Origin of the sequence: Erwinia sorbitola, assembly GCF_009738185.1 — a bacterium.
Lineage (GTDB): Bacteria > Pseudomonadota > Gammaproteobacteria > Enterobacterales > Enterobacteriaceae > Erwinia > Erwinia sorbitola.
This window is the reverse complement of record NZ_CP046509.1, coordinates 4,054,019-4,077,971: the sequence shown is the minus strand read 5'-3', so window position 1 is coordinate 4,077,971 and position 23,953 is coordinate 4,054,019. Positions and strand designations below refer to the sequence as shown.

Genomic DNA, 23,953 nt, shown 5'->3' with positions numbered 1-23,953 from the left:
ACAACAAGGAAAATACTATGTCTCAAATCATCGTAGTAATCGGCGACCGTTTAGGTAAAGGCCAGAAAGTGGCAGCAGGAATCGAAAAAGCAGGAGGCAAGGCCATCGTCGTGCCGGGCGTTGCGGCAGATATGAAACTGGGTGACGTGATGAAGGCGGAAAACGCCAGCTTCGGCATCTCCTTCTGCGGCAGCGGCGGTGCAGGTGCCATCACCGCACAGAACAAATATGGCTACAAAGCTAAACACGGAATGCGCTCCATTGATGAGGGCGTCACCGCCATTAATGAAGGTGCTACGGTGCTCGGTTTCGGCTTTATGGATAAAGAAGAGCTGGGTGAACGTCTGGTACAGGCGTGGCAGAAGAAGCACGGCTGATGAAAGAGCAATTCACCACCACGGTGAGCGTCAGCGGTAAGGGCGACAGCAAAGGTAAAGCCTTTGCCGATGCCCTGAGCCGGGTGCAAAACACGGTACTGAAATCTACCAGCAAAATTCTTCTGCGTATTGAACCCGTGGATGTGAAGGTGCTGAGGGCCGGAGTTCGCGTCAAAACGGAAAAGTTTCTCTTCTTCTTCCTGGCGCGCGAACGGCGGCTCTACAGCGTTGATCTGGAGATCACCGTTAACGTGACGATGGTGGATACCGACCAGGTAGATTTTACCGTTTCCTCATAAAAATATGAGGGCGCATACCCGAGAAGCACAGCGAGCGGAGAGCAGAGCAGCCGCCTGAAGAGCAAAGGGTATATAACAAAAGGAAAGGCTGATGTTCCTGATTATCTTATTTAAGTCATTGATTATTGGCGGCCTTGTTGGTGTCGGTGTGGGCGCAGGAGCAGCACGAATGTTCCATGCGCCGACCACCCAGGGCATGGGCGCCTTTCGTACATTAGGTGAACTGAACTCATGTGAAGGCGATCCGGCCTCTCACTTCTCCTTTGGCCTTGGCTTCTTCTTTAACGCCTGGGCTTCCTCTGTGGCGGCGGGTTCTTTTACCCAGGACGTTGACCACCGCATTATCCCCAACTGGGGCGCGGCGGCTCTGATGGTAAAAAACCGCAACGTGGCAGATACCCTGCACAACCCGAAGAAGATGGCGATTGCCTGCGGCATCATCGGCATGATCGTAGTGGCGTTCCTCAACTCCACGGCGTCAGCGGTTCCAGCGGCGTTGCAGGTGACCGCAGTGAAAGTGCTGGTTCCGGCGGCAAACCTGCTGGTCAACACCGTGATGCCGGTTATCTTCTGGCTGGCAGCAATTGATGCCGGTAAAAAATCGGGCTTCTGGGCCACTATTTTTGGCGGACTGGCGCAGCTGATTATGGGGAACGCAGTACCGGGTCTGGTGCTCGGGATCCTGATCGGTAAAGGGGTAGAAGAGGCGGGCTGGAACCGTGTCACCAAAGTGATGATGACCGCCATCGTCCTGCTGTTCGTCCTCAGCGGCTTCTTCCGTGGCTTTGATATGAAGCTGCTGGAGTCCTTCCAGCTGGGCGTACCCGGCTGGCTGGATATGATCCACAACTCCATGAGCGGCAAATAAGAGGACGATGGAAATGGAAAATACAAAAAGTGGTTTCTGGTATGCCGACTGGTCGTTTCCGATCTTTGTGGGCCTGCTCTCCTCCGGCGTCTTCGCCGGGACGCATATGTATTACGTCTACGGGCTGGGCGCATTTAACGAAGTGGCCTTCGTCTCGATGCTGCGTGCAGGAATGGAAACCGGCGTCTATGGCGCGGTAGCGGCGTTCGGTGCCAGCTTCCTGTTTGCACGGATTATCGAAGGTTCGCTGGTAGGGATACTTGATATCGGCGGAGCCATTCAGACCGGGATTGGTCTTGGTGTGCCTGCCCTGCTGCTGGGGGCCGGGTTTATCTTTCCGGTCGCAAACTTTGCCGCCTCTTTGGTTACCGGCATGGCGCTTGGCCTGGCGGTGGGATACCTGATTATCCTCGCGCGTAAATTCACCATCAGCAACAGCGACTCCACCTACGGTGCAGATGTGATGATGGGCGCGGGCAACACTTCCGGTCGTTTCCTCGGGCCGTTGATTATTCTCTCAGCTATGGCCGCCTCGATTCCTATCGGGCTGGGTTCGCTGGCCGGTTCACTGCTGTTTTACCTGTGGAACAAGCCGATTACCGGTGGCGCTATCCTCGGTGCAATGGCGCTGGGTGCCATCTTCCCGGTAGCGCTGTAACTAACCCGCGTGGCGGCCATTGGACGTCACGCCGAGGAGTCTGCAATGTTTGATCTGATTATCCGGCGGGGGCGTCTCAGCGACGGCACTTTGAGCGATATCGCCATCCACGACGGCAAAATTGCGGCGCTCGGGCAGGTGGCTGGCGCGGCGAAGCGTGAATGGGATCTGGCCGGGCGTTACTGGCTGAGTGCGGGCTGGATTGACTCACACGTTCACTGCTACCCGAAATCACCGATTTACCATGATGAAGCTGACCGGATTGGCGTCGACACCGGGGTAACCACGGTAGTGGATGCTGGCAGTACCGGAGCTGATGATATTGATGATTTCTATCAGCTCACCCGCAGCGCCGACACTCGCGTATACGCGCTGTTGAATATCGCCCGCAGCGGCATTCTGACTCAGAATGAGCTGGCGGATATGGCGCGGATTGACGGGCCTGCTGTCCGTGCTGCGGTGCAGCGTCTGCCGGGCTTTATCCTCGGTCTGAAGGCCCGTATCAGCAGCAGCGTGGTTGAGAAAAACGGTATTCAGCCGCTGGAGCGTGCCAAAACGATGCAGCAGGAGAACGGACTGCTGCCGCTGATGGTGCATATCGGTAACAACCCGCCGAACCTTGATGACATTGCCGATCTGCTGACCTCGGGCGACATCATTACCCACTGCTTTAACGGTAAACCAAACCGCATCCTGACGCCGGAAGGAGAGCTGCGTGCCTCGATTACCCGCGCGCTGCAGCGTGGCGTGCGGCTGGATGTCGGTCATGGCAGCGCCAGCTTTAGTTTTGCGGTGGCACAGGCAGCGATTGCTCAGGGCATTTTGCCTCATACCATCAGTTCGGATATCTACTGCCGCAACCGCCTCCACGGGCCGGTGTATACCCTGGCCCATGTGATGTCCAAATTTCTGAACATCGGCATGACGCTACCTCAGGTGATTGATTGCGTAACCTGCCATGCCGCCGACGGGCTGCGGCTGAAGGGCAAAGGACGGCTGCTGCCCGGAGAGGATGCCGATCTGACTCTCTTTGCTGTACAGCAGGGATCCTGCCTGTTCAGTGACTCTGACGGACAAACACTGTCTGGCGCAACACAGCTGGTGCCGGTGGCCGCTGTGGTTGGCGGGCAGGTATTCGTGACTAACGAAGGGAAAAAACGTAATGACTTCAGTGTATGAAAAATATGGCTTAAAGCAGGTGATTAATGCCTCCGGCCGCATGACCATTCTCGGTGTGTCGACCCCGAGTGCGGATGTGGTGGAGACGGTGAATTATGGGCTGAATCACTACTTTGAAATGAAAGATCTGGTGAATAAAACCGGTGCCTATATTGCAGGGCTGCTGGGATGCGAAGCGGCGGTCGTGGTTTCCTGTGCTTCGGCGGGTATCGCCCAGTCGGTGGCCGCGGTAATTGTGAAAGATAATCACTGGCTACTGGAAAATCTCCATGCGGCCCCTCTGACGGTACCGCACGAGATCGTGCTGCCGAAAGGCCACAACGTCAACTTTGGCGCGCCGGTGGGCACCATGGTGGCGCTGGGCGGCGGCCGTCTGATAGAGGCAGGCTACGCCAACGAATGTTCACCTGAACAGCTCTCAGCGGCCATCACGCCGCAAACGGCAGCCATTCTCTATATCAAATCCCATCACAGCGTGCAGAAAAGCCATCTCAGCGTTGAGCAGGCGGCGGTGGTTGCGCGTAAACACGGTGTGCCGCTGATCGTCGATGCTGCCGCCGAAGAGGATTTACAGATCTATTATGCCCTGGGGGCTGACCTGGTGATCTACAGCGGGGCCAAAGCCATTGAAGGGCCAACCAGCGGATTGGTGACCGGTAAAGCGCAGTACGTTGAGTGGGTGAAACGCCAATCGCAGGGGATTGGCCGGGCCATGAAAGTAGGCAAAGAGGGCATCCTCGGCCTGACGCAGGCGATTGAAAACTTCCAGCGTCTGGAGAAGATTACCGGGGCGCAGATGGTGGAGAAAATGACGCCATTTATCAACAACCTCAACCAGCTTTGCGGGATTCAGGCGCGCGTGGTGTGGGATGCCGCCGGGCGTGATATTGCCCGGGCAGAAATTCACTTTGATGAGGCGGCCATTGGCCGTACCACCGGTGAGGTGGTTCATGCGCTGAAAACCGGCGATATCGCCATCTATTTCCGTGGCTATAAAGCCAATGAAGGCATTGTTGAAGTCGACGTGCGCAGCGTGTCGGTGGATCAGCTGCACACTATTTTTGTCTCTATTCAGACGCTGTTAAACAGGGAGAATCGCGCATGACGCTGACACCAAAATTTTACCGTGACCGGGTGTGCCTTAATGTACTGGCCGGATCTAAACAGAACGCCCGCGATATCTGGCTGGCGGCTGAAGGCCACGTGCTGGTCGGCGTCCTCTCCAAAAATTATCCCGATGTGGCAAGCGCCGTAACGGATATGCGTGAGTATGCCACGCTAATCGACAATGCGCTCTCCGTCGGGCTGGGAGCGGGTGACCCGAACCAGTCACTGATGGTCAGTGAGATCTCCGCACAGATTCAACCACAGCACGTTAATCAGGTGTTTACCGGCGTCGGCACCAGCCGTGCGCTGCTGCGTCAGTCGCAGACCGTGGTTAACGGGCTGATTTCGCCAACCGGCCAGCCTGGTCTGGTGAAAATTTCTACCGGGCCGCTCAGTTCACAGGCCGCAGATGGCGTTATTCCGGTGACAACGGCGATTGCCATGCTGAAAGATATGGGCGGCAGCTCAGTGAAGTACTTCCCGATGGGGGGACTGAAATCCATTGATGAATTCACAGCGGTAGCGGAAGCCTGCGCCGCGCAGGACTTCTGGCTGGAGCCGACCGGCGGGATCGATCTGGAAAACTTTGAGGCGATCCTGCGGATCGCACTGGACGCGGGCGTCAGCAAAATTATCCCGCATATCTACAGCTCCATTATTGATAGCGAAGGGCAGACCCGCCCGGAAGATGTGGCTACGTTGCTGACAATAACGAAAAAGTTAGTGGGTTGATCCCGGCCATATGCCCCGGCACCGTCCGGGGTGCACTATTTTTTCGTCGAAAAATAAGTTACGTTTTCTCTTGGTGAAATATTTAAAAGTGATGCCTCCGTGAGATTCCCGAACCAACGACTGGCTCAGTTGTTTGATTTACTGCAAAACGAAACGCTGCCGCAGGATGAGCTGGCGCGCCGTTTGGCCGTCTCTACGCGCACCGTGCGTACCGATATCAATGTGCTGAATGAGCTGCTGGCCGATCACGGTGCCAGTCTGGTGCTGAATCGCGGCGCGGGCTACCAGCTAAAAATTGACGATCTGCCGCGCTACACCGCGCTGCTACAGCAATCTCCCTCCCATCTGCGGGTACCGCGTACTTCGCCGGAGCGTGTGCATTACCTGCTCACCCGTTTTCTGACTTCGGCTTTTTCCCTGAAGCTGGAAGACCTGGCGGATGAATGGTTTGTCAGTCGCACCACATTGCAAAGCGATATGGCGGAAGTCAGAGAATGGCTGGCCCGTTATCAGCTGGCAATTGAAACCAAACCACGTTACGGGATGAAACTGTTTGGTACAGAAGTGGCAATGCGCACCAGCCTGACGGATTTGCTGTATCAGATCGCTCAGGAGGACAGTGACAGTCCGTTGCTCAGGCTGGAAGCGCTGAACCAGGGGATGCTCGATACCCTGCAACCGCTGCTGCAACAGTGCCTGTCGCGCTTTAATATTCGCCTTACCGATGAGGGCGAGCTCTATCTGCGCCTCTACTGTGCCGTTGCGGTTCGTCGTATCAGCGAGGGCTACCCGTTGACGGATTTCACGGCGGAAGACGTTGATGATGAGGTGCGCCATGCTGCGCGCCATATTGTGAATATGATGAGGCCAATGACCGGAAAGGCAATCTCCCCGGCGGAAGAGGCCTATCTGCGTGTGAATATCGCGGCCCGTCGGGTTGAAGAGAGCGTAGCCAGCGTGATCAGCCCGGATGATGGTGACTCGCTGGTGGACTATATCCTCAGGTATATCAACACCCATTATAATTTCAATCTGCAAAACGATCCGCAGCTCCATGCGGATCTGCTGACGCATATTAAGACGATGATCACCCGGGTGCGTTATCAGATCCAGATCCCTAATCCGCTGCTGTCCAATATCAAACAGCACTATCCGATGGCGTGGGATGTAACGCTGGCGGCGGTCTCCAGCTGGGGGAAATACTCGCCCTATACCATCAGTGAAAACGAGATCGGCTTCCTGGTGCTGCATATTGGTGTGGGTCTGGAGCGCCACTACAACGTGGGCTATCAGCGCCATCCGCAAATTCTGCTGGTGTGTGATACCGGCAACTCCACCGTGCGCATGATCGAAGCCATGCTGCTGCGAAAATATCCGCAGATTGTGGTGAGTGATACCATTTCTCTGCGTGAATATGAGCTGAAAGCGAGCGTAGAGGAGGATTTTGTTATCTCCACGGTGCGCCTCAGCGACAAGGGTAAACCGGTAGTGGTGATGTCACCGTTCCCTACCGAATACCAGCTTGAGCAGATAGGGAAACTGGTGCTGCTGGATCGAACGCGCCCCTATATGCTGGAGCGTTTCTTCGACGCCGGCCACTTTTGCATTATCGATCGCCCGATGGATCGTTCCGGATTATTCCGCCAGCTGTGCGATCAGCTGGAAGGCGAGGGCATGGTCGATGCATCGTTTTATCCGTCGGTGGAGGAGCGCGAAGCGATTGTCAGCACCATGCTTGGCGAAGGAATTGCGCTACCGCACTCCCTCGGGCTGATGGCGAAGAAAACCTGTGTCTACACCGTACTGGCCCCTCAGGGGATAGCCTGGGGTGATGAGACGGCGTATGTGATTTTCCTGCTGGCGATCAGTAAATCAGAGTATGAAGAGGCGATGGCCATTTACGATCTGTTTGTGACGTTTATGCGTGAAAGGGCGATGAGCCGACTGCGTGACAGCCGTGATTTTGCCAGTTTTAAGGCGGTGGCGATGGACTGCTTAAGCCGTTTATAAAGCGTGGGAACAGCGGGCGGGAAACAGTAGCGGATTGATATTATCAGCGAATTTATTTATGAAGAGGGTCAGGCATCCCTGACCCTTTTCTCGATGCTTATTTCAAAATGGTAAACGCGGTGGTGACGTGCTTAACGCCGTTCACCCGGCTGGCGATATCTGCCGCCGCTTTCCCTTCGGACTCTGTTACCAGGCCCAGCAGGAACACTTCACCATTTTCAGTGGTGACCTTCACGTTTGAGGATTTCACCTGATCGCTGCCCAGCAGCTGTGAACGTACTTTGGTGGTGATCCAGGTATCAGAAGAAGCCGTACCGAAGCTGACTTTGCTACCGGTGCGGATTTCGTTATAGACCTCAGTAGCACCATCCACGCCTACGGCGATCTGTTTCGCCCGGGTTGCCAGGTCGCTGCTTGGCGCCTGACCGGTCAGCAGCACTTTGCCCTGATAGGCCGTGGCGACAATATGGGTATTTTGTTTGATCTGTTCGTCTTTGGATAACGCGTTAGTGACTCGCAGCTCTAAGGTGCCGTCATCAACCTGAGTGCCTACGGAGCGGGGATCGGTGGCGCTTTTTGTTGCGACGGCCGCGCTGCCTACAACCGCAGCCACACAGCCCTGTAACATCAACGCGGTAAGGATAACTGCACATGCAGATAATGCCTTCATTTAAGCTCCTTTAAACATCCTGGTGGGGAAACAAAGTGTTATCTATTAAATCGCACAGACAATTCACGGTTAACATATGCATTTCCTGAATTCTCGCGCTGCGATGCGAGGGGATACGAATCTCCACATCCTGTGGTCCCAGCAGACCGGCGAGTTCACCGCCGTCGTAGCCGGTCAGCGCAATAATCGTCATATCACGCGTAACCGCTGCTTCTACAGCTTTGACAATATCACGGCTGTTGCCGCGGGTTGAGATCGCCAGCAAAATATCTCCGGCGTGGCCTAAGGCGCGCACCTGCTTGGCGTAGATCTCTTCGTGCAGGCGATCGTTGCCAATCGCCGTCAGCAGCACATTATCGGCGCTGAGAGCGATAGCAGGCAGGCTTGGGCGCTCGGTTTCAAAACGGTTGATCATGCTGGCAGCAAAATGCTGGGCATTGGCGCTGGAGGTTCCGTTGCCACAGCTCAGGATTTTGTTGCCATTAAGCAGCGACTGGACGATGGTCATCGCTGCGCGTGATATGGCATCCGGCAGGGCTTCTGCCGCTGCGATTTGGGTTTGAATACTTTCGGTAAAACAGACTTTAATTCTTTCCAGCACGTCATTCACCTGGTTGATTTAGCCTGTTAAAACAGGCCATTATTCTGCTGTAAATGCATTGGGTAACCACTCCACCTGTTCGCCGGTGAAGGCTACCACATCAAAACGGCAGTCAGCCGTGTCGAAACTCTGCCCACGGCTGTTCAGCCATAGCGCCGCTGCATGCAACAGCTTTTGTTGTTTACTGCGGGTAATGCTGGCCGCTGCGCCACCAAATCGGGCATCGCGCCGGTAGCGAACCTCAACAAAAACCCACACCAGTTTATCACGCATAATCAGGTCAATTTCGCCTGCGCGGTAGCGCACATTGGCGGCGACAAAACGCAGACCTGATGTTTGCAACAGGTGGCGCGCCTGACGTTCGCAGGCCGCCCCTTGTTGTTGTCGACTCAGGCGGCCGGAACGACCTGCCCCTGACGATACTGGCTCCACACTAACTTCCTGTTAATGACGCAGTCCTGAGTCGCGCTCAGGTTGCCGGTGTCCCCTTTGATCTGGAAACCAGGCAGCGAGCGCATCTCGCTGAAGTGATTCGCCAGCGTCCAGGCGTCAATGCCCATCGCATAGAGACGAACCAGTGAGTAATCATTGTTAAACGTCTTCACTGCCTGCTGCATCAGGGCCGGATTAGCACCAGAAAGCAGCGGGATATCGCTATATTGCAAGCCGTCCATCTCCAGACGGTAGTCCGGACCTGCCCCCGCCTGATTGCTGCGTGAGCTGGCATACAGCCCCACATTATCACGGCTGCTGACACGCATGGCGATCATCGGCTTAATCAGCGCCAGTTCATCCTGTGTGGCGACAATATACACTGAATCCACGCTGCCGTTGCTGGTGCTGACCTGTGGATCGGTTATCGGGGCCGGAATAGTCAGGCCACCAATGGTCACCCCTGTCGCTGCCGCAGGCTGTACATTGACCGGAGTACCGGTCAGACGGATCCCCCCGCCACTGTTAATACCCTGTCTCAGCTCCGTTTTAGAACCGAACTGCTGCTGCAATACTGTGCCGCCACCCAGCTTCTGCCACTCCGCAGCAAAGGCTTTATTTACGCGATCACCTAACGAACTGCGAGGCACCAGCATCAGCGGAGTGCGCTTGCCCTGATCCCACATATGATGCGCAGCATCCCGCGCTTCGTCTTCAGGAGAAAGCGCAAAGTAGCAAAGATTCGGACGGTTCTGGATATTTTCCGGTTCATTCAGCGCCAGAACGTTCAGTGGCGTCTGGCTGTTAGCCAGCTGTTCAACGTGATTTTTCAATAGCGGGCCGACCACCAGCGTAGCGCCATCATTTTTTGCCTGGGCCAGCAGCTGATCAACGGGTTGGGTACTGCTGTCGTAAACCTGAACCTGAGTACTGCTCGACGGTGCCGCCGTTTCAACGCTGTTGGCCGGAACCGACTGCGGCTGAACCTCTGCTGGCTGGGCTGCGGTAGTATCCGTTGGCGCAGCAGACGTGCTGACTACGGCGTCAGGCGCTGCCGGTACTGCTTCAGGAGCCTGAACCGGAGCTGCTTCTGCCGGAGCCGGGGTGCTGCCCTGAGCCAGAACGCCATTTTTTGCGTCGTTAAAGCCCTTCTGGATGGCGTTGGCAAACACCTGCGCCTGGCCGCTCAACGGCAGCAGCAGGGCGATTTTCCCGGTAGAGGCAGGCTGGAAGTTCTGTACCTGCGTCAGCGCCGTCGGCAGCATTTTGGCCGCAGGGTTATTAGGATAACGCGTCTGCCAGTCGCTGATGCCCGCTTTAAGCATATCCGGGTCGCTGACGTTGGCATGATACACGCCCAGCAAATCTATCCAGCCCTGCAACACATTTTCATCGGCGTTGATGGTGATATTGTTCATCTGCTCTGGCGTCATCTGTGCCAGGGTTTGCCAGGTGGCATCGATATTTTTCTGCTTATCGGCCGGGTTAGTTAGCAGCGCTTGCTGGGCAATATAGGCGCGCAGGACATCCAGCGAAGGGCGCCCCTGGCTGGTGGCTATTTGCAGCTGGAAGTAACGTACCTGCTGCTCTGGTGACAGCGCGCTGGTGTCGATCTGTTTCAGTTTCGCGGCAGCATCAGGCAGGTTCTGCTGCGCCACACTCATCTGTGCCTGAAGCAGCAGCAGCTCCTGGAGCCGGGTGGCATTCAGATCCTGCGGTAATTGCGTTAGCTGGTCGTTGGCTTGAGGAATCTTCCCTTCGTTCAACAACGCTCTGATTGCGAGTAATTGCCAGTCAACCTTGTTATCATCTGCGCTTTGCTGCATCTGTTGCAGATAATAGTCAGAGGTTCCGTTGGCTGCCCCCTGTACATTCGCCGTAGGCGTTTGCGGAGCTTGGCCGGTACACCCGGCGAAAATCAGGGCGGCCAGCAGCAGTGGCACCGTGCGTACTGCTTTGCAGTGAACTACTTTCGAAGGAAGCATACTGTATCCAGTGATGTTTTTTTCAAGATGCTCAATATTAAATCGGCAATTCGGATCAAACAATGAAACAACACGATCGGGCAGATATTTCTGCCAGCACGCTCTATATCGTTCCAACACCGATTGGTAACCTGGGCGATATCACCCAGCGGGCACTGACGGTGCTTGCGAGCGTCGATCTGATCGCTGCGGAAGATACACGTCATACCGGGCTGTTGCTACAACATTTCGCCATCAATGCGCGCCTCTTCGCATTGCATGATCATAATGAACAGCAGAAGGCGGAAGTCTTGCTGGCGAAGCTGCGCGAGGGTCAAAGCATAGCGTTAGTTTCCGACGCTGGCACTCCCTTGATTAACGATCCTGGCTATCATTTGGTGCGTTTGTGTCGTGAAGCGGGTATCCGCGTCGTGCCTTTACCAGGTGCCTGTGCCGCTATTACTGCTTTAAGCGCCGCCGGATTGCCCTCTGACCGTTTCTGTTATGAAGGTTTCCTGCCAGCGAAAAGCAAAGGACGCTGCGACACGCTGCGCGCCCTTGAGCAGGAGCCGCGCACGATTATCTTTTATGAATCAACGCATCGCCTGCTCGACAGTTTGCAAGATATGGTCACTGTGCTTGGTCCGGATCGTTATGTGGTACTGGCGCGTGAAATCACCAAAACCTGGGAGTCGATCTTCGGCGCGCCGGTGGGTGAACTGCTGGCTTGGGTGCTGGAAGATGAAAATCGCCGTAAAGGCGAAATGGTGCTGATTGTGGAAGGTTTTCACGCAGTGGAAGAGGCATTACCGGTAGAAGCGCTGCGTACCCTGGCGCTGTTGCAGAGCGAGTTACCGCTGAAGAAAGCCGCTGCGCTTACGGCGGAAATCCATGGTGTGAAGAAAAATGCGCTATATAAGTACGCCCTGGAGCAGCAGGGTGAGTGACAACTCGTAGAAAACCCTATACACTGCGCGCCGAAGCTGACCAGACAGTCGCCGCTTTGTTGCCGTCCTCCTTCGGGGGAGACAGACAGAGGGGAGGAAAGTCCGGGCTCCATAGGGCAGGGTGCCAGGTAACGCCTGGGGGGCGCAAGCCCACGACTAGTGCAACAGAGAGCAAACCGCCGATGGCCCACGCAAGTGGGATCAGGTAAGGGTGAAAGGGTGCGGTAAGAGCGCACCGCGCGGCTGGTAACAGTTCGTGGCACGGTAAACTCCACCCGGAGCAAGGCCAAATAGGGGTTCACCAGGTACGGCCCGTACTGAACCCGGGTAGGCTGCTTGAGCCAGTGAGCGATTGCTGGCCTAGATGAATGACTGTCCAAGACAGAACCCGGCTTAACGGTCAGCTTCGAACTTATTCAGTAAAAAAACCCGCTTCGGCGGGTTTTTTGCATTTAGCAATCTTAACTGTAGGGGCACGCCGCGCCCCGGTGTGCTGCGGGTCAGGCATGCCTGACCCCTACGAGGTCAGCGCAGTGCTGCTTGTAGGAGCGAGGCACGCCTCGCCCGGTGTGCTGGGGGTCAGGACGCCTGATCCCTACGAGGTCTGCGCATTGCTGCTTGTAGGAGCGAGGCACGCCTCGCCCGGTGTCTGATTCAGACGATTGGCTACTTTGATATATTGCCCTGTGAAATCCTGGTTCACACCGCTTTCCTGACTATATACCGTGGTTCCGCGTAAAATGGTACGTACTACCCGCGCACCAATTTTACGGCCAACATAAGCACTAATTTTGTTGCGGTACTCCAGGTCTTCAGCTGTTAATACGTAGGAGCAGTGAGGTTTGATAAAGGCAAAGTCCGCATCCTTCCCTACGGCAATCCTTCCTTTAGAGTGAAGGGCAAAGCGATCGGCAGGGTTTGCAGCGGTAAGATGGGCGAACTGCTTCAGCGACATACCGCGTTTCTGTACGCTTTCATCAAAGAAGATATCGATATCATTCTGCACCCCGGCAATTCCACCCCAGGCTTCAAAGGCGTTATCTTTATCCTTTAGCAGTGCCGGGCAGGGAGAGTGATCGGAGGTGATAAAATGAATATTTCCGGCGAGAACATGTTTCCATAGCCCGTCCTGCGCGGCCTTATCCCTGATTGGAGGCGAACATTTTGCTGTAGCGCCGATTTCATCCAGCTCATCAGTCACCATAACCAGATACTGATTACATGTTTCGCAGGTAACGTTAATGCCTTTTGCCCGCGCTTTAACCACTTCATCAACCCCTTCCGGGCTGGACATATGGCAGATATTAATTGGGCAGCCGGTGATACTGGCAAAAAGTATTGCGCGCCTGACCGCCTCAACCTCGGTAAATACCGGACGGGTAGCGACATAAGCTTTTAGGGTTTTTTCACCAGATGCTTGAGCTATTTTTCCCAGCTCATCGGTAATAGCGGCATTTTCCGCATGAATCATCAAAATTTTACCCGTCTTCGCTATCTGCTTCATACCCTCATATAAAGAGTAGTCGTCGACATTCTGGAAATCACCTTTAATAGAGCGATCGCCAACTGTTGCCATAAAACATTTATACCCAACGACACCGCCATCACTGAGCTGTTTTATTTCGTCATGCTGTAAATTAGTTGGCACCAGTCCACCGTGCGATGCCACATCGATGGCTAATTTATTCTTTCCGGCGGCATATTTTATATCGAGGGTTTTTTTATCTACTGTTGCAGGGAGTTGATTCAGCGGCATTTCAATAATGGTTGTCACACCGCCTCTGGCACAGGCTCGGGTTCCCGTAACATAGCCCTCCCAGTCGTCACGTATGCCGCCACCCGGCTCATTAAAATGCACATGCGCGTCAATCATTCCGGGGCTGACAATCAGTCCTTTTGCATCGATAACCTGTTTTGCTCCCTGGAGCGCAACGCCTATTGCAGCAATTTTTCCGTTTTTAACCGCAATATCGGTATGTACTTCCCCACTATCCAGAATTACTAAACCATTACTGATAATTAAATCGTAATCACCATTTTTTGCAGGTTTTTTTTCTGGTAATGGGTCCTGGATTTTACTTTTTTCAGTAAATGAATCTGGAGATTTCTGTCCTGTAATGCTCGACGTTTTGCCAGCGGCATTTTTTGTGGTCGGGCCAGATTTTTTCTTTTGTGGGGAGTCTGTAGTGGCTGTTTTCGATTGATATTTTCCTGGGCCTTTTTCCATTTTAGCGTTCATATACTACTCCTTCAGTTTATTTAATCCCTTAATGGGATAGAGACAGGCTAATTAATAAACGATTATTTTGCAAAGATAGAAATACTACTAATGGTATTAACAGGTAAATTAATGTGTGGCTTTAACAATGGTCGATAATTAGTCTGCCTGGTCTTGATGCATGACAAGGTATGCCAACGACCTGCCTCTTTATAATCAAGGCCGTTTGTCTTCTTATTGGCGGAAACCTATGGCTTATCAGCTTGATCTTAACTGGCCTGAATTTTTAGAAAAATACTGGCAAAAACAACCTGTTGTTTTAAAAAATGCGCTGCCGGACTTTGTTGATCCGATCACTCCTGACGAACTGGCAGGGCTGGCAATGGAGCCGGAAATCGACAGTCGTCTTGTCAGTCATAAAAATGGCGAGTGGCAGGCCAGCAACGGGCCTTTTGAGCACTTTGATGGGCTGGGCGAAACAGGCTGGTCGCTGCTGGCACAGGCGGTGAACCACTGGCATGCTCCCTCTGCCGAACTGGTGCGTCCGTTCCGCGTGCTGCCCGACTGGCGTTTAGACGATCTGATGATCTCTTTCTCCGTTCCGGGTGGGGGTGTCGGGCCACATATCGATCAGTATGATGTCTTTATCATTCAGGGAATGGGCCGTCGCCGCTGGCGCGTGGGTGATAAACTGCCGCTGAAACAGTTTTGCCCGCATCCGGCGCTGCTGCACGTTGAGCCTTTTACGCCGATCATCGATGAAGAGCTCTCGGCAGGGGATATTCTCTATATTCCGCCGGGATTCCCGCACGATGGTTTCACCTTTGAAAGCACCCTCAACTACTCTGTCGGCTTCCGTGGGCCTAACGGTCGCGACTTAATCAGTAGTTTTGCTGACTATGCGCTGGAAAACGATCTCGGCGGCGAGCATTACAGCGATCCGGATCTGACCTGTCGGGAACATCCGGGACGGGTGGAAGAGTATGAGCTCGATCGCCTGCGGGCGATGATGATCGAGGTGATCAATCAGCCTGGAGATTTCAGGCAGTGGTTCGGTCGTTTTGCCACCACCCCGCGTCATGAGCTGGATATCGCTCCCGCAGAGCCACCTTATCAACAGGATGAGATTGTCGACGCCCTGATGAGCGGTGATGTATTGAATCGCCTCAGCGGCTTGCGGATGCTACAGGTCGGGGACAGTTTCTTTATCAACAATGAACCGCTGGAAACGGTTGATGTTAAAGGCGCGGACGCGCTGTGCCGTTTCACCATTCTCGGTAAAGATGAACTCGGAGAGGCGCTGCACAATCCGGCTTTTGTTGCTGAACTGACAGGGCTGGTTAATCAGGGTTACTGGTTCTTCGACGAAGAGTAGCCGGAGGATCGCTGCCGGGTGTGTAAAAAATAGAGGGTTCAGATTGGCAGTGAGCGATCCTGAATAATCGTCTTCATCACTAAGGTTGAGGTGAGACGCTGCACACCCGGCATTCCTGAAAGCTGCTCGTCATAAAGCTTCTGAAAGGCGGTCAGATCCTGAGTCAGAACATTCAGAAGGTAATCAGGATCGCCAAACAGGCGCTGCGCCTGAACAATCTGTGGGATCTCCACTACTGCTGCTTCAAACGCGGCCACCGCCTGCCGGTCTCCTTCGCGCAGCGTGACAAATACAATGGCAGAGAAATTAAAACCCAGCATGGCGGGATCAAGATGTGCGCGGTAATGCCGAATCACACCAGATTGTTCCAGCGCCCGAACCCGCCGGTGGCAGGGTGATAGACTGAGGCCAATCCTTTCTGACAGGTCGGTAACAGAAAGACGCCCATCAATTTGCAGTTCAGCAAGAATCTTGCGGTCAATCTTATCCATTTGGAAAAATCTCTCTTTAAACGCCGATTGAGCAGTCAACATTAGCAGCACATTTTAACGACAGAAGGATATTCTTTCCAACATCTGATTGTCACCTAATCATGTGGGAAGGCTATTGTGGCGTTGCATCTTTTTGTTTCATTCTGGGCGGTATCCATCCTTTTTGTTATCACTCCTGGCGTGGACTGGGCTTATGCCATGTCGGCGGGGATGTGGAAGCGCGCAGTGACGCCGGCAGTGGCGGGCTTATTGCTCGGGCATCTGATTGCAACTCTGGCGGTGGCAGCGGGCGTGGGTGCGCTGGTGACAGAGACCCCAGCGGCGCTGACGCTGTTGACAGTGGCTGGCGCGCTCTATCTGTTATGGCTTGGTATCAATATGGTGATTCACCCCTCTGTCCCGGCGGCTGGTAACGTTCATTCCACAGGTTCATGGTTTACCTGGCTTGCGAAAGGGGTCTGCGTTAGTGGCATGAATCCTAAGGTCTTTCTGCTTTTTCTGGCATTGTTACCACAGTTTACCGATCCTGCCAGCGCCTGGCCGGTTCCGCTGCAAATTCTGGCGCTGGGAGGTTTGCACATTGTCAGCTGCGGGCTGGTTTACCTGCTGGTGGGATTTGGCTCTGGTAAGGTGCTGCAAACCCGGCCGCGTGCTGCACAACGTGTTAGTCAGATCTCCGGTATCGTGATGTGTCTTATCGCGCTGCTGTTATTGGCTGAATCACTCTTTTAAGAAGATAAAAAATGTCTGATATCACTTTGTCACAGCTCACCCTGATGAAGCAGCGTGGTGAAAAAATTGCGATGCTTACCTGTTACGATGCGACGTTTGCCGCGGCCAGCAGTGCCGCCGGCGTCGATATTCTCTTAATTGGCGATACGCTGGGGATGATTTTACAGGGCCATGACAGTACGCTGCCGGTCACCCTTGAGGATATGGTCTATCACACTGCCAGTGTAAAACGTGGAAACGCAGGCAGTTTTATTCTCTCTGACCTCTCGTTTATGACCTACTCCTCACCGGCACAGGCGTTGTACAGCGCAGGCTGTCTGATGCAGGCAGGAGCGCATATGGTCAAACTGGAAGGGGGAGAGTGGCTCGGTGAAACCATACGCCAGCTTACTCGTAACGGCGTGCCGGTTTGCGCTCATATTGGATTGACGCCGCAGTCGGTCAATGTGCTGGGTGGGTTTAAAGTACAGGGACGCGATCCGCAGCAGGCAAAAGCGCTAGTGGAGACAGCACAGGCTCTTGAGGCAGCAGGTGCGGCGATGATCCTTGTGGAAGCCGTGCCAGTATCACTGGGGAAAAAGCTGAGTGATGCCGTCACTGTGCCGGTAATTGGTATTGGTGCCGGGGCTGGCACCGATGGTCAGGTGCTGGTATTGCACGATATGCTCGGATTGAGCCTGACAGGGCGGGTACCAAAGTTTGTGCACAATTTTATGCACGGACAGATGAGCATTCAGGATGCGTTGAAAAGCTATGTGATTGCCGTAAAAGAGGGGATATTCCCGGCAGCAGAACATGGCTACCGGGAATAACGCAGGCCCAGGATCACACCGGTAGATCAATCACCAGTGCACGCAGCGGCGTTATTGCCTTTAGCGTCACGCTCTGTTCTTCATGGAGAAAGGCACCATCGCCACAGGTCAGTGACTCTTGCTGCTGTGAGTGCGCTTCGGCCTCCAGCGATCCGTGAATCGATTGCAGGTAAGCTCGTGCTCCTTGCAGCGGCAGGCTGTAACTCTCTCCTGGTTCCAAAATGACCTGGTGAATCCACACCTGCTGTCGCAGTTGCAGGCTGCCTGCGCTACCGTCAGGGGAGGCCAGCAGGGTATAACGCTGCTGTTCTGATACCGGCATGCGCTGCACTGCCGCATTTTCACGCTGAGGACAGGCATCCAGCCACAATTGCATACGCGTCAGGCTGCGCTCTTTGCTGATATTATGCTCTGAATAGCTGACTCCTGGCTGGGTAGAGAGCAGCAGCGCTTCCCCGGCCTGAGCCTGCACATGATGACCTTCACTGTCGCGATACTCTGCCGCACCCTGCAAAATCAGATTCAAAACATCGACTTTAGGATAGGCTCTGGGCTGAAAAGAGGCCCCCGGTGCCAGCACTTCCTGATTGAGTACGCGTAAAGAGGCATAGCCCAACAGCTTGGGATCAAAATAGTGACCAAAGGAGAAGGTATAGCGCGCCTGTAGCCAGCCATAATCGGCTTTGCCACACTGTTCAGCGGTTCGACTGGTTATCATAGGGTTCTCCTTATCGGCCGAAAGCATCCCGGCCGTTTTTTATCCTGATATGGTAAGTTTCTGGACGCCGGATTGTTAGCCAGTTAATCTGCTGGCAATATTCAAATTTCCTGACAGAGAATCAATATGGCTAAAGATCGCGCTCTGACGCTGGAAGCACTGCGGGTTATGGATGCTATCGATCGTCGCGGGAGCTTTGCTGCTGCCGCAGATGAACTGGGCCGCGTACCTTCCGCCCTCAGTTATACAATGCAGAAGTTGGAAGAAGAGTTGGATGTTGTGCTGTTTGACCGTTCCGGCCACCGCACCAAATTTACCAACGTCGGACGTATGCTGCTGGAGCGTGGCCGGGTGCTGCTGGAAGCTGCCGATAAGCTGACCACGGATGCTGAAGCGCTGGCGCGCGGTTGGGAAACCCATCTGACCATTGCTACCGAAGCGCTGGTCTCCACCGAACTGCTGTTCCCTCTGGTGGTAAAACTGGCGGATAAAGCCAATACCCAGGTGTCGCTGATGACCGAAGTGCTGGCAGGTGCATGGGAGCGACTGGAGCAGGGCCGTGCTGATATTGTCATTGCCCCTGATATGCACTTTCGCGCGTCGTCTGAGATCAACACCCGCAAGCTGTACACGTTGATGAGTGTGTACGTCGCCAGCCCGGATCATCCCATCCATCAGGAACCGGAACCGCTTTCGGAAACCACTCGCGTGAAATACCGTGGCATTGCCGTCGCAGATACCGCGCGTGAGCGTCCTGTGCTGACCGTGACGCTACTGGACAAGCAGCAGCGCCTGACGGTCAGCACCATTGAAGATAAGCATCGTGCGCTGCTGGCAGGCTTAGGAATTGGCACGATGCCGTACTCAATGGTAGAGAAAGATATCGCAGAAGGGCGGCTGCGCGTAGTCAGTCCGGAATACACTCGCGAAGTCGATATTATTATGGCGTGGCGGCGTGACAGTATGGGTGAAGCAAAATCCTGGTGCCTGCGGGAGATCCCAAAACTTATGGCTAAACGCCAGGGGTAATCACCCGCAGTACCGCTGACAGACTACGGTGAAGGTGTGACTTCCTGAGAGTGTTCAACGCTGCTAAAGGTTGAAAAAGTCTGATAGTAATAATGGCCGACGAAGGCCACATAGCAGAGCATTACGACGGCAAGGCAGACAGCGATAGGTTTGATCATGGTTTCACTCCAGGAGAGAACTCTTCCGCATTGATTACGGTTTTAGGTGTTTACATCAGTAAAGATACGTAAGCGGGAAACCGGGCAAGTTGTGCCAGATCAATAAAGCATGCGGAACAGCCAGGGCGAGATTAAAATCGCCCTGGATGCTCATCAAGTTAATGCTGACCTGTCGATGCTTCAGATGCGGGATTCAATAGTGGTGTAGGGGTGTATACGCCTTTCATACTCTCCAGTAGTGCCACCAGATCGCTAACATCGCTGTCAGGTAAACTGACGCCAACCTGATATTTCAACATTATCTTCACTGCGTCTGAGAGGCGCGTTGCGCTGGCGTCATGGAACCATGGCCCTGTCAGGCTGATATTCCGCAGAGTGGGCGTTTTGAAACGAAAACGATCGCGTTCAATATGGGTGACGTTATAACGCCCAAAGTCAGCATTGGTTATCTGTCCACGGTCAGCAAAATAGTCAGCTTTTAACCCCATCAGCTCAAATGACTGTCCGCCGAGGTTGGTTCCTGTATGGCAGGTTCCGCATTTGTATTTTATAAAAGATTGATAACCACGTTTCTGCTGCGCAGTTAGCGCGCTGGCATCCCCTGACAGGTAGCGGTCAAACGGGCTGCCTGGTGTGAGCAACGTCTTCTCAAATTCTGCAATGGCATCCGTAATATTCAATGAGGTAAAACCGGCCGGGTAGACCCGTTCAAACCGGGCTTTCAGTGGTGCATCCTGGTTCAATTTGGCGATCGCCTGTGGCCATGCAGAACCCATTTCTACCGGGTTTTGAACCGGGCCATCTGCCTGTTCTTGTAGATCTTTTGCCCGTCCGTCCCAGAACTGGGTAAGGTTGAAGGCAGAGTTAAATACGGTAGGTGCATTAATCGGGCCGCGTTGCGCATCAACGCCCCATGATGTGATACGACCGTCTGCTCCGCCGTTATTCAGCACGTGGCATGAAGCGCAGGACAGCGTATTGTCCTTTGAGAGTCGGGTGTCATTGAACAGCTCTTCACCCAGCGCCACCTTGTGCGGGTTGGTCGGCAGAGAATAGGGCAGCGGCAGAACTATATTGCCGCGTATGACTTCAGGCGTTGTAGGTGGGGTGTAGTATTTTTCCCGTTCACCAACGATCCATTGTTCTAACGTGGTGCGATCCTGCTCGCTCATAAAGCCTGACCAGTGCATCACTTTATAGAGCGGCGGCGGCATTTCATTTCTGGCAATTTCCACCTGCATTTTTGCCAGGTCTGCTTCAGGCACTGCTGTATTCTGCTGTAAGGCGGCCAGCGTTGGCCGGATATCAAAGTGGCGCATACCCGTTTGTATATCATTTTGCATCAGCTGCTTACTGACTGGCATATTGGCGTAGAAAGGCAACTTAGCAGACGGTGTATGGCAGTAATCACAGCCATGGGCGACCAGTATTTTTTCTATTTTTCCACCTTTGACGGTCTCAACGCGATCGCTGTCAAAGCGATGAACCACCGCCACGCTCACCAGCCAGGCTGCAACAATTACCAGTACACAGCCTGCCGCAATTTTTTTGAACATAGCCCCCTCCATGGTGGGTATCCATATATTGTCCTGTTGACACACTGATAATTTTATCTGAACGCGGGAGAGGAGATTTGCTAAAAAGCTGCGGGATAAGGCGGTACTTTTACTATTTTTACCGGGATGTGAGGCAATACGTAAAAACCAGGGGGGAGCTGGGTAGAAAACTGGCGAGGGGAACCTGTGGTGTTATTCTCCTCTCGCCAGACCAGAGCAGGGGATCAGCCGAAGTGGCGGTCTCTTCCGTGAGGTTCATCCCAGTCATACGCCGGGCCTAATGAGATTACGCCGCTTGGGTTAATGGTCTTGTGGCTACAGTAATAATGATGGCGGATATGCTCAAGGTTAACTGTCTCAGCCAGGCCGGGTGTCTGCCAGAGGTCACGCAGAAAACCGTTCAGATTAAGGTAGTCGCTGATGCGATGACGATCGCATTTGAAGTGAGTAACATACACCGGATCAAAGCGCACAAGAGTGGTCCACAGGCGAATATCTGCTTCGGTAAGTTGTTCACCAGCCAGATAGCGGTGCTGGCCGAGCAGCGTTTCAAGGCGGTCGAGCGATGAAAATAGTGCGTTAGCTGCTTCATCGTAGGCCGCCTGGCTGGTGGCGAACCCGGACTTATAGACACCGTTATTCACGGTATCGTAGATCCAGCCGTTCAGCGCGTCGATCTCCTCGCGCAGTTCCTGCGGATAATAATCACCCGCTTTTGCTCCCACTCCATCGAATGCACTGTTCAGCATACGAATAATATCGGCCGACTCATTACTGACGATCGTGTTCTGATGTTTATCCCACAGCACCGGAACGGTAACACGACCGCTGTACTGGGGATCGGCATGCAGATAGAGTTGGTAAAGATATTCGTTCTGATACAGGCTGTCGCCGGTAGCAGCAGGGAAATCTTCATCAAAAGTCCAGCCATTTTCCAGCATCAATGGATGTACCACCGATACCGAAATCATATCTTCCAGCCCTTTCAGCTGACGCATGATCAGCGTGCGGTGTGCCCAGGGGCAGGCGAGAGAAACATAAAGATGGTAGCGGTCAGCTTCAGCACGAAAACCTGCTTTACCACTCGGGCCTGCTTCACCATCGGCAGTAATCCAATTGCGAAAAGCAGATTCAGAGCGCTTAAAACGGCCTCCTGTAGCTTTAGTGTCATACCACTGATCGTGCCAGACTCCCTCAATCAGTTGTCCCATAATGCTTCTCCTTATAAAGGTAAAAAGGGGCGAAGATAAAATCATCGCCCCAGAAACTTAAGTATATACCCAATATTTTGAATCCCCTGACGGGGGCCTGGTTTTGATGCAATTTAATGCATCCGCAGCCAGAGTTATTAAGGGTATAGCTAATTTACCACTTCTTACCCAGCAGACGGTCAATGCTGTATGCGCCAGGACCTGTGATAGCCAGTAGCAGGAAACCACCGGCAATGCTGATGTTCTTCAGGAACATAGTAGAACCGTCCACGGCAAAGTTACTGTGCGCCAGAATAGCGGTCAGCACGGTAAAGATAGCGGTAATCAGTGCAGTTGTGCGGGTAAAGAAGCCGAATAAAATAGCCAGACCGCCGCCAAACTCAAGTAACACGGTCAATGGCACGAAGATAGACGGAATGCCCATGGATGCCATAAATTCCTGAGTACCTGCGTAATTCGTCAGTTTGCCGTAACCGGCAACGATAAACAGAATCACCATCATCAGGCGCGCTACAACAAAACCGGTATCTTCTAATTTTTTCATCATCAACCCCAAACAAGAATTTTGAGTCATGCAACTGGCACAACGGATTTTACTCAGGCCTGATGCGCGTTAACCGCCCAGTGCCGTTCGTTGCTGGAGATAATAGTCGGGGGGAGAAGGGATTGTAAGCGAGATAATCTGTCGAAGATGTTCAAGAAAACTGGAGCTACTTGTCCTGACTAAAGTTGCCGCTATGGTCTTGGCAACTTCAGTCAGGACAAGTAGATAGATTTTGAGTCTGTAGATTCGGGGGACTAGCGGCGCGGCAGATAGTTACGCACCATCCTCCAGGTACTCCATGCACCAAGGCCGCGTCTTGCCCAGCGGCCCATAAAGCGCGGATTACGTACTGACCAGATGGCCATTACTCCGCTGCCAACGGTCAGCCAGCGTTTGGCACTCAGTAACGCCAGAAAACCATGGTCATAGCGGGCTGTAGTGTCCAGCCAGGCTTTACGTCCGGCGCTCAAATCCAGCCGTTGTTGCTGGATTTGACGCAACAGTTGAGCTTTCCTGGCATCACGTTCGCGGCTCATTTACTCATCCTCCAACAGCTTGCGGTCTTCAGACAGCTCCCTGCGGGTGGCACTGAGCAGCGTTGAACGTCGTGATTTGGCCAGCGTCCACAGACCGAAAATCAGCGCAAGGCCGAATAGCAAACCGGTGGTAATGCCGATAGCCATCAAACGATATTGCGCATCCACTGCCCAGATAATCAGTACCATCAGGCTCATCAGACCAAAGGCAGTGAACAACATCGTCAGGCCAACCATTAACAGCATTTGTATAAGGTTAGCTTTCTCAGCTTCCAGCTCTACCACCGCCAGCCGGACGCGCGTTTCTACCATCCCCACCAGAGTGGTGACGATACGCTGCCCGATGTTAATGACCCCTTTGCCGGGGCCGTGGCTTGGTTGATGCTCGGCCATATTAACGACGGGTCAGCAGCACGCCTAATACCACACCGATTGCGGCACCAATACCAACGCTTGTCCACGGATTATCGCGAACATAAACGTCGGCGCGGTCAGCTGCTTCGCGAGTAGTCTGGGCAATACGGTCACCGGAATCGCCAAGGCGGGCACGGGTATCTTTCAGTGCGCTCTGGGCTTTGCTACGCAATTTATCCAGCTCAGTTTTGGACTTCTCACCAGAAGTGGTTAACACTTCTTCCAGGGTGTCAGCCAGGTTTTTCAGCTCGGCACGCAGGTGTTCTGATGTGGTATCTCTGGACATTAAAAACTCCTTAATTTAGTTTTAATGGC

26 protein-coding genes, 1 other RNA gene and 1 pseudogene are annotated in these 23,953 nt (G+C 53.7%); 14 read left to right on the top strand and 14 right to left on the bottom strand.

The genetic code is table 11. The features are described from left to right. Positions 1 to 17 precede the first annotated feature (17 nt). The 8 genes from GN242_RS18570 to GN242_RS18535 all read left to right on the top strand — a co-directional run bounded on the left by GN242_RS18570 (position 18) and on the right by GN242_RS18535 (position 7,230). Positions 18 to 377: an SFCGS family glycine-rich protein gene (locus tag GN242_RS18570; protein WP_154752830.1), complete on the top strand. Its 360-nt coding sequence runs from the start codon at positions 18 to 20 to the stop codon at positions 375 to 377. Next, on the top strand, positions 377 to 676 hold the full coding sequence (locus GN242_RS18565) for a DUF4312 family protein (protein WP_154752829.1): 300 nt from the start codon (positions 377 to 379) through the stop codon (positions 674 to 676). The genes GN242_RS18570 and GN242_RS18565 overlap by 1 nt, the downstream gene beginning before the upstream one ends. A 91-nt stretch (positions 677 to 767) precedes the next feature. Further along, positions 768 to 1,544, top strand: a complete 777-nt coding sequence (locus GN242_RS18560) for a DUF4311 domain-containing protein (protein WP_154752828.1) — start codon at positions 768 to 770, stop codon at positions 1,542 to 1,544. A 7-nt stretch (positions 1,545 to 1,551) separates the two neighbouring features. Continuing rightward, complete coding sequence (locus tag GN242_RS18555) at positions 1,552 to 2,202, top strand: DUF4310 family protein (RefSeq protein ID WP_154752827.1); 651 nt, start codon at positions 1,552 to 1,554, stop codon at positions 2,200 to 2,202. 45 nt (positions 2,203 to 2,247) lie between these two features. Beyond that, positions 2,248 to 3,381, top strand: a complete 1,134-nt coding sequence (locus GN242_RS18550; protein ID WP_156288000.1) for an amidohydrolase/deacetylase family metallohydrolase — start codon at positions 2,248 to 2,250, stop codon at positions 3,379 to 3,381. Continuing rightward, the gene (locus GN242_RS18545) at positions 3,365 to 4,486 is read left to right on the top strand and encodes a DgaE family pyridoxal phosphate-dependent ammonia lyase (protein WP_156287999.1); all 1,122 of its coding nucleotides are present in this window, start codon (positions 3,365 to 3,367) and stop codon (positions 4,484 to 4,486) included. Before GN242_RS18550 ends, GN242_RS18545 begins: the two co-directional genes overlap by 17 nt. Beyond that, positions 4,483 to 5,220 (top strand): 2-dehydro-3-deoxy-phosphogluconate aldolase, encoded by a 738-nt coding sequence (gene dagF / locus GN242_RS18540; RefSeq protein WP_156287998.1) that lies wholly within the window; start codon positions 4,483 to 4,485, stop codon positions 5,218 to 5,220. The genes GN242_RS18545 and dagF overlap by 4 nt, the downstream gene beginning before the upstream one ends. Positions 5,221 to 5,319: 99 nt before the next feature. Further along, positions 5,320 to 7,230 carry a BglG family transcription antiterminator gene (locus tag GN242_RS18535; protein ID WP_156287997.1) on the top strand — a complete coding sequence of 637 codons (1,911 nt, stop codon included), beginning with the start codon at positions 5,320 to 5,322 and terminating at the stop codon, positions 7,228 to 7,230. Between the two features lie 97 nt (positions 7,231 to 7,327). Here the strand turns inward: GN242_RS18535 and dolP are convergent, their stop codons facing one another. From dolP to GN242_RS18515, 4 genes are read right to left on the bottom strand one after another with little or no spacing between them, the layout of a single operon-like run. After that, positions 7,328 to 7,900, bottom strand: coding sequence for a division/outer membrane stress-associated lipid-binding lipoprotein (gene dolP, locus GN242_RS18530; RefSeq protein WP_154752823.1), 573 nt, complete (start codon positions 7,898 to 7,900; stop codon positions 7,328 to 7,330). A 10-nt stretch (positions 7,901 to 7,910) separates the two neighbouring features. Beyond that, the gene (gene diaA / locus GN242_RS18525) at positions 7,911 to 8,501 is read right to left on the bottom strand and encodes a DnaA initiator-associating protein DiaA (protein ID WP_156287996.1); all 591 of its coding nucleotides are present in this window, start codon (positions 8,499 to 8,501) and stop codon (positions 7,911 to 7,913) included. 39 nt (positions 8,502 to 8,540) lie between these two features. Then, positions 8,541 to 8,933 carry a YraN family protein gene (locus tag GN242_RS18520; RefSeq protein WP_156287995.1) on the bottom strand — a complete coding sequence of 131 codons (393 nt, stop codon included), beginning with the start codon at positions 8,931 to 8,933 and terminating at the stop codon, positions 8,541 to 8,543. After that, on the bottom strand, positions 8,891 to 10,918 hold the full coding sequence (locus GN242_RS18515) for a penicillin-binding protein activator (protein WP_156287994.1): 2,028 nt from the start codon (positions 10,916 to 10,918) through the stop codon (positions 8,891 to 8,893). Before GN242_RS18515 ends, GN242_RS18520 begins: the two co-directional genes overlap by 43 nt. A 62-nt stretch (positions 10,919 to 10,980) precedes the next feature. On the opposite strand from GN242_RS18515, the gene rsmI reads away from it, so the two are divergent. Then, positions 10,981 to 11,844 (top strand): 16S rRNA (cytidine(1402)-2'-O)-methyltransferase, encoded by an 864-nt coding sequence (rsmI, locus tag GN242_RS18510; protein ID WP_154752821.1) that lies wholly within the window; start codon positions 10,981 to 10,983, stop codon positions 11,842 to 11,844. A 32-nt stretch (positions 11,845 to 11,876) separates the two neighbouring features. Next, positions 11,877 to 12,256, top strand: an RNA gene (rnpB, locus tag GN242_RS18505) — RNase P RNA component class A. Positions 12,257 to 12,517: 261 nt separating this feature from the next. Here the strand turns inward: rnpB and allB are convergent. Beyond that, positions 12,518 to 14,083: pseudogene (allB, locus tag GN242_RS18500) on the bottom strand (allantoinase AllB); the annotation flags it as partial. 229 nt (positions 14,084 to 14,312) lie between these two features. Here allB and GN242_RS18495 point away from each other — a divergent pair. After that, positions 14,313 to 15,437: a ribosomal protein uL16 3-hydroxylase gene (locus GN242_RS18495; protein ID WP_156287993.1), complete on the top strand. Its 1,125-nt coding sequence runs from the start codon at positions 14,313 to 14,315 to the stop codon at positions 15,435 to 15,437. Positions 15,438 to 15,475: 38 nt separating this feature from the next. Here GN242_RS18495 and GN242_RS18490 read toward each other — a convergent pair whose 3' ends face one another. Next, complete coding sequence (locus tag GN242_RS18490; RefSeq protein ID WP_154752819.1) at positions 15,476 to 15,928, bottom strand: Lrp/AsnC family transcriptional regulator; 453 nt, start codon at positions 15,926 to 15,928, stop codon at positions 15,476 to 15,478. Positions 15,929 to 16,045: 117 nt separating this feature from the next. Here GN242_RS18490 and GN242_RS18485 point away from each other — a divergent pair, with 117 nt between their 5' ends. Further along, positions 16,046 to 16,660: a LysE family translocator gene (locus GN242_RS18485; RefSeq protein ID WP_156287992.1), complete on the top strand. Its 615-nt coding sequence runs from the start codon at positions 16,046 to 16,048 to the stop codon at positions 16,658 to 16,660. Positions 16,661 to 16,671: 11 nt separating this feature from the next. Beyond that, positions 16,672 to 17,472 carry a 3-methyl-2-oxobutanoate hydroxymethyltransferase gene (gene panB / locus GN242_RS18480; RefSeq protein WP_156287991.1) on the top strand — a complete coding sequence of 267 codons (801 nt, stop codon included), beginning with the start codon at positions 16,672 to 16,674 and terminating at the stop codon, positions 17,470 to 17,472. A 13-nt stretch (positions 17,473 to 17,485) separates the two neighbouring features. Here the strand turns inward: panB and GN242_RS18475 are convergent, their stop codons facing one another. Continuing rightward, the gene (locus tag GN242_RS18475; protein WP_156287990.1) at positions 17,486 to 18,190 is read right to left on the bottom strand and encodes a pirin family protein; all 705 of its coding nucleotides are present in this window, start codon (positions 18,188 to 18,190) and stop codon (positions 17,486 to 17,488) included. Positions 18,191 to 18,316: 126 nt separating this feature from the next. Here GN242_RS18475 and GN242_RS18470 point away from each other — a divergent pair, with 126 nt between their 5' ends. Continuing rightward, on the top strand, positions 18,317 to 19,219 hold the full coding sequence (locus GN242_RS18470; RefSeq protein WP_154752816.1) for a LysR family transcriptional regulator: 903 nt from the start codon (positions 18,317 to 18,319) through the stop codon (positions 19,217 to 19,219). A gap of 23 nt (positions 19,220 to 19,242) precedes the next feature. Here GN242_RS18470 and GN242_RS21860 read toward each other — a convergent pair whose 3' ends face one another. The 7 genes from GN242_RS21860 to GN242_RS18440 all read right to left on the bottom strand — a co-directional run bounded on the left by GN242_RS21860 (position 19,243) and on the right by GN242_RS18440 (position 23,924). After that, entirely contained in the window at positions 19,243 to 19,377 is a 135-nt protein-coding gene (locus tag GN242_RS21860) for a hypothetical protein (protein ID WP_255474432.1), read from the bottom strand. Positions 19,378 to 19,535: 158 nt separating this feature from the next. After that, positions 19,536 to 20,933 carry a cytochrome c peroxidase gene (locus tag GN242_RS18465; RefSeq protein ID WP_156287988.1) on the bottom strand — a complete coding sequence of 466 codons (1,398 nt, stop codon included), beginning with the start codon at positions 20,931 to 20,933 and terminating at the stop codon, positions 19,536 to 19,538. Between the two features lie 224 nt (positions 20,934 to 21,157). After that, on the bottom strand, positions 21,158 to 22,144 hold the full coding sequence (locus tag GN242_RS18460; RefSeq protein WP_156287987.1) for a glutathione S-transferase family protein: 987 nt from the start codon (positions 22,142 to 22,144) through the stop codon (positions 21,158 to 21,160). Between the two features lie 154 nt (positions 22,145 to 22,298). Then, complete coding sequence (locus GN242_RS18455) at positions 22,299 to 22,688, bottom strand: DoxX family protein (protein WP_154752910.1); 390 nt, start codon at positions 22,686 to 22,688, stop codon at positions 22,299 to 22,301. 254 nt (positions 22,689 to 22,942) lie between these two features. Next, on the bottom strand, positions 22,943 to 23,224 hold the full coding sequence (locus GN242_RS18450) for a YqjK-like family protein (protein WP_154752813.1): 282 nt from the start codon (positions 23,222 to 23,224) through the stop codon (positions 22,943 to 22,945). Further along, complete coding sequence (locus GN242_RS18445; RefSeq protein ID WP_156287986.1) at positions 23,225 to 23,617, bottom strand: phage holin family protein; 393 nt, start codon at positions 23,615 to 23,617, stop codon at positions 23,225 to 23,227. A 1-nt stretch (position 23,618) separates the two neighbouring features. Beyond that, on the bottom strand, positions 23,619 to 23,924 hold the full coding sequence (locus GN242_RS18440) for an ElaB/YgaM/YqjD family protein (RefSeq protein ID WP_154752811.1): 306 nt from the start codon (positions 23,922 to 23,924) through the stop codon (positions 23,619 to 23,621). Positions 23,925 to 23,953 lie beyond the last annotated feature (29 nt).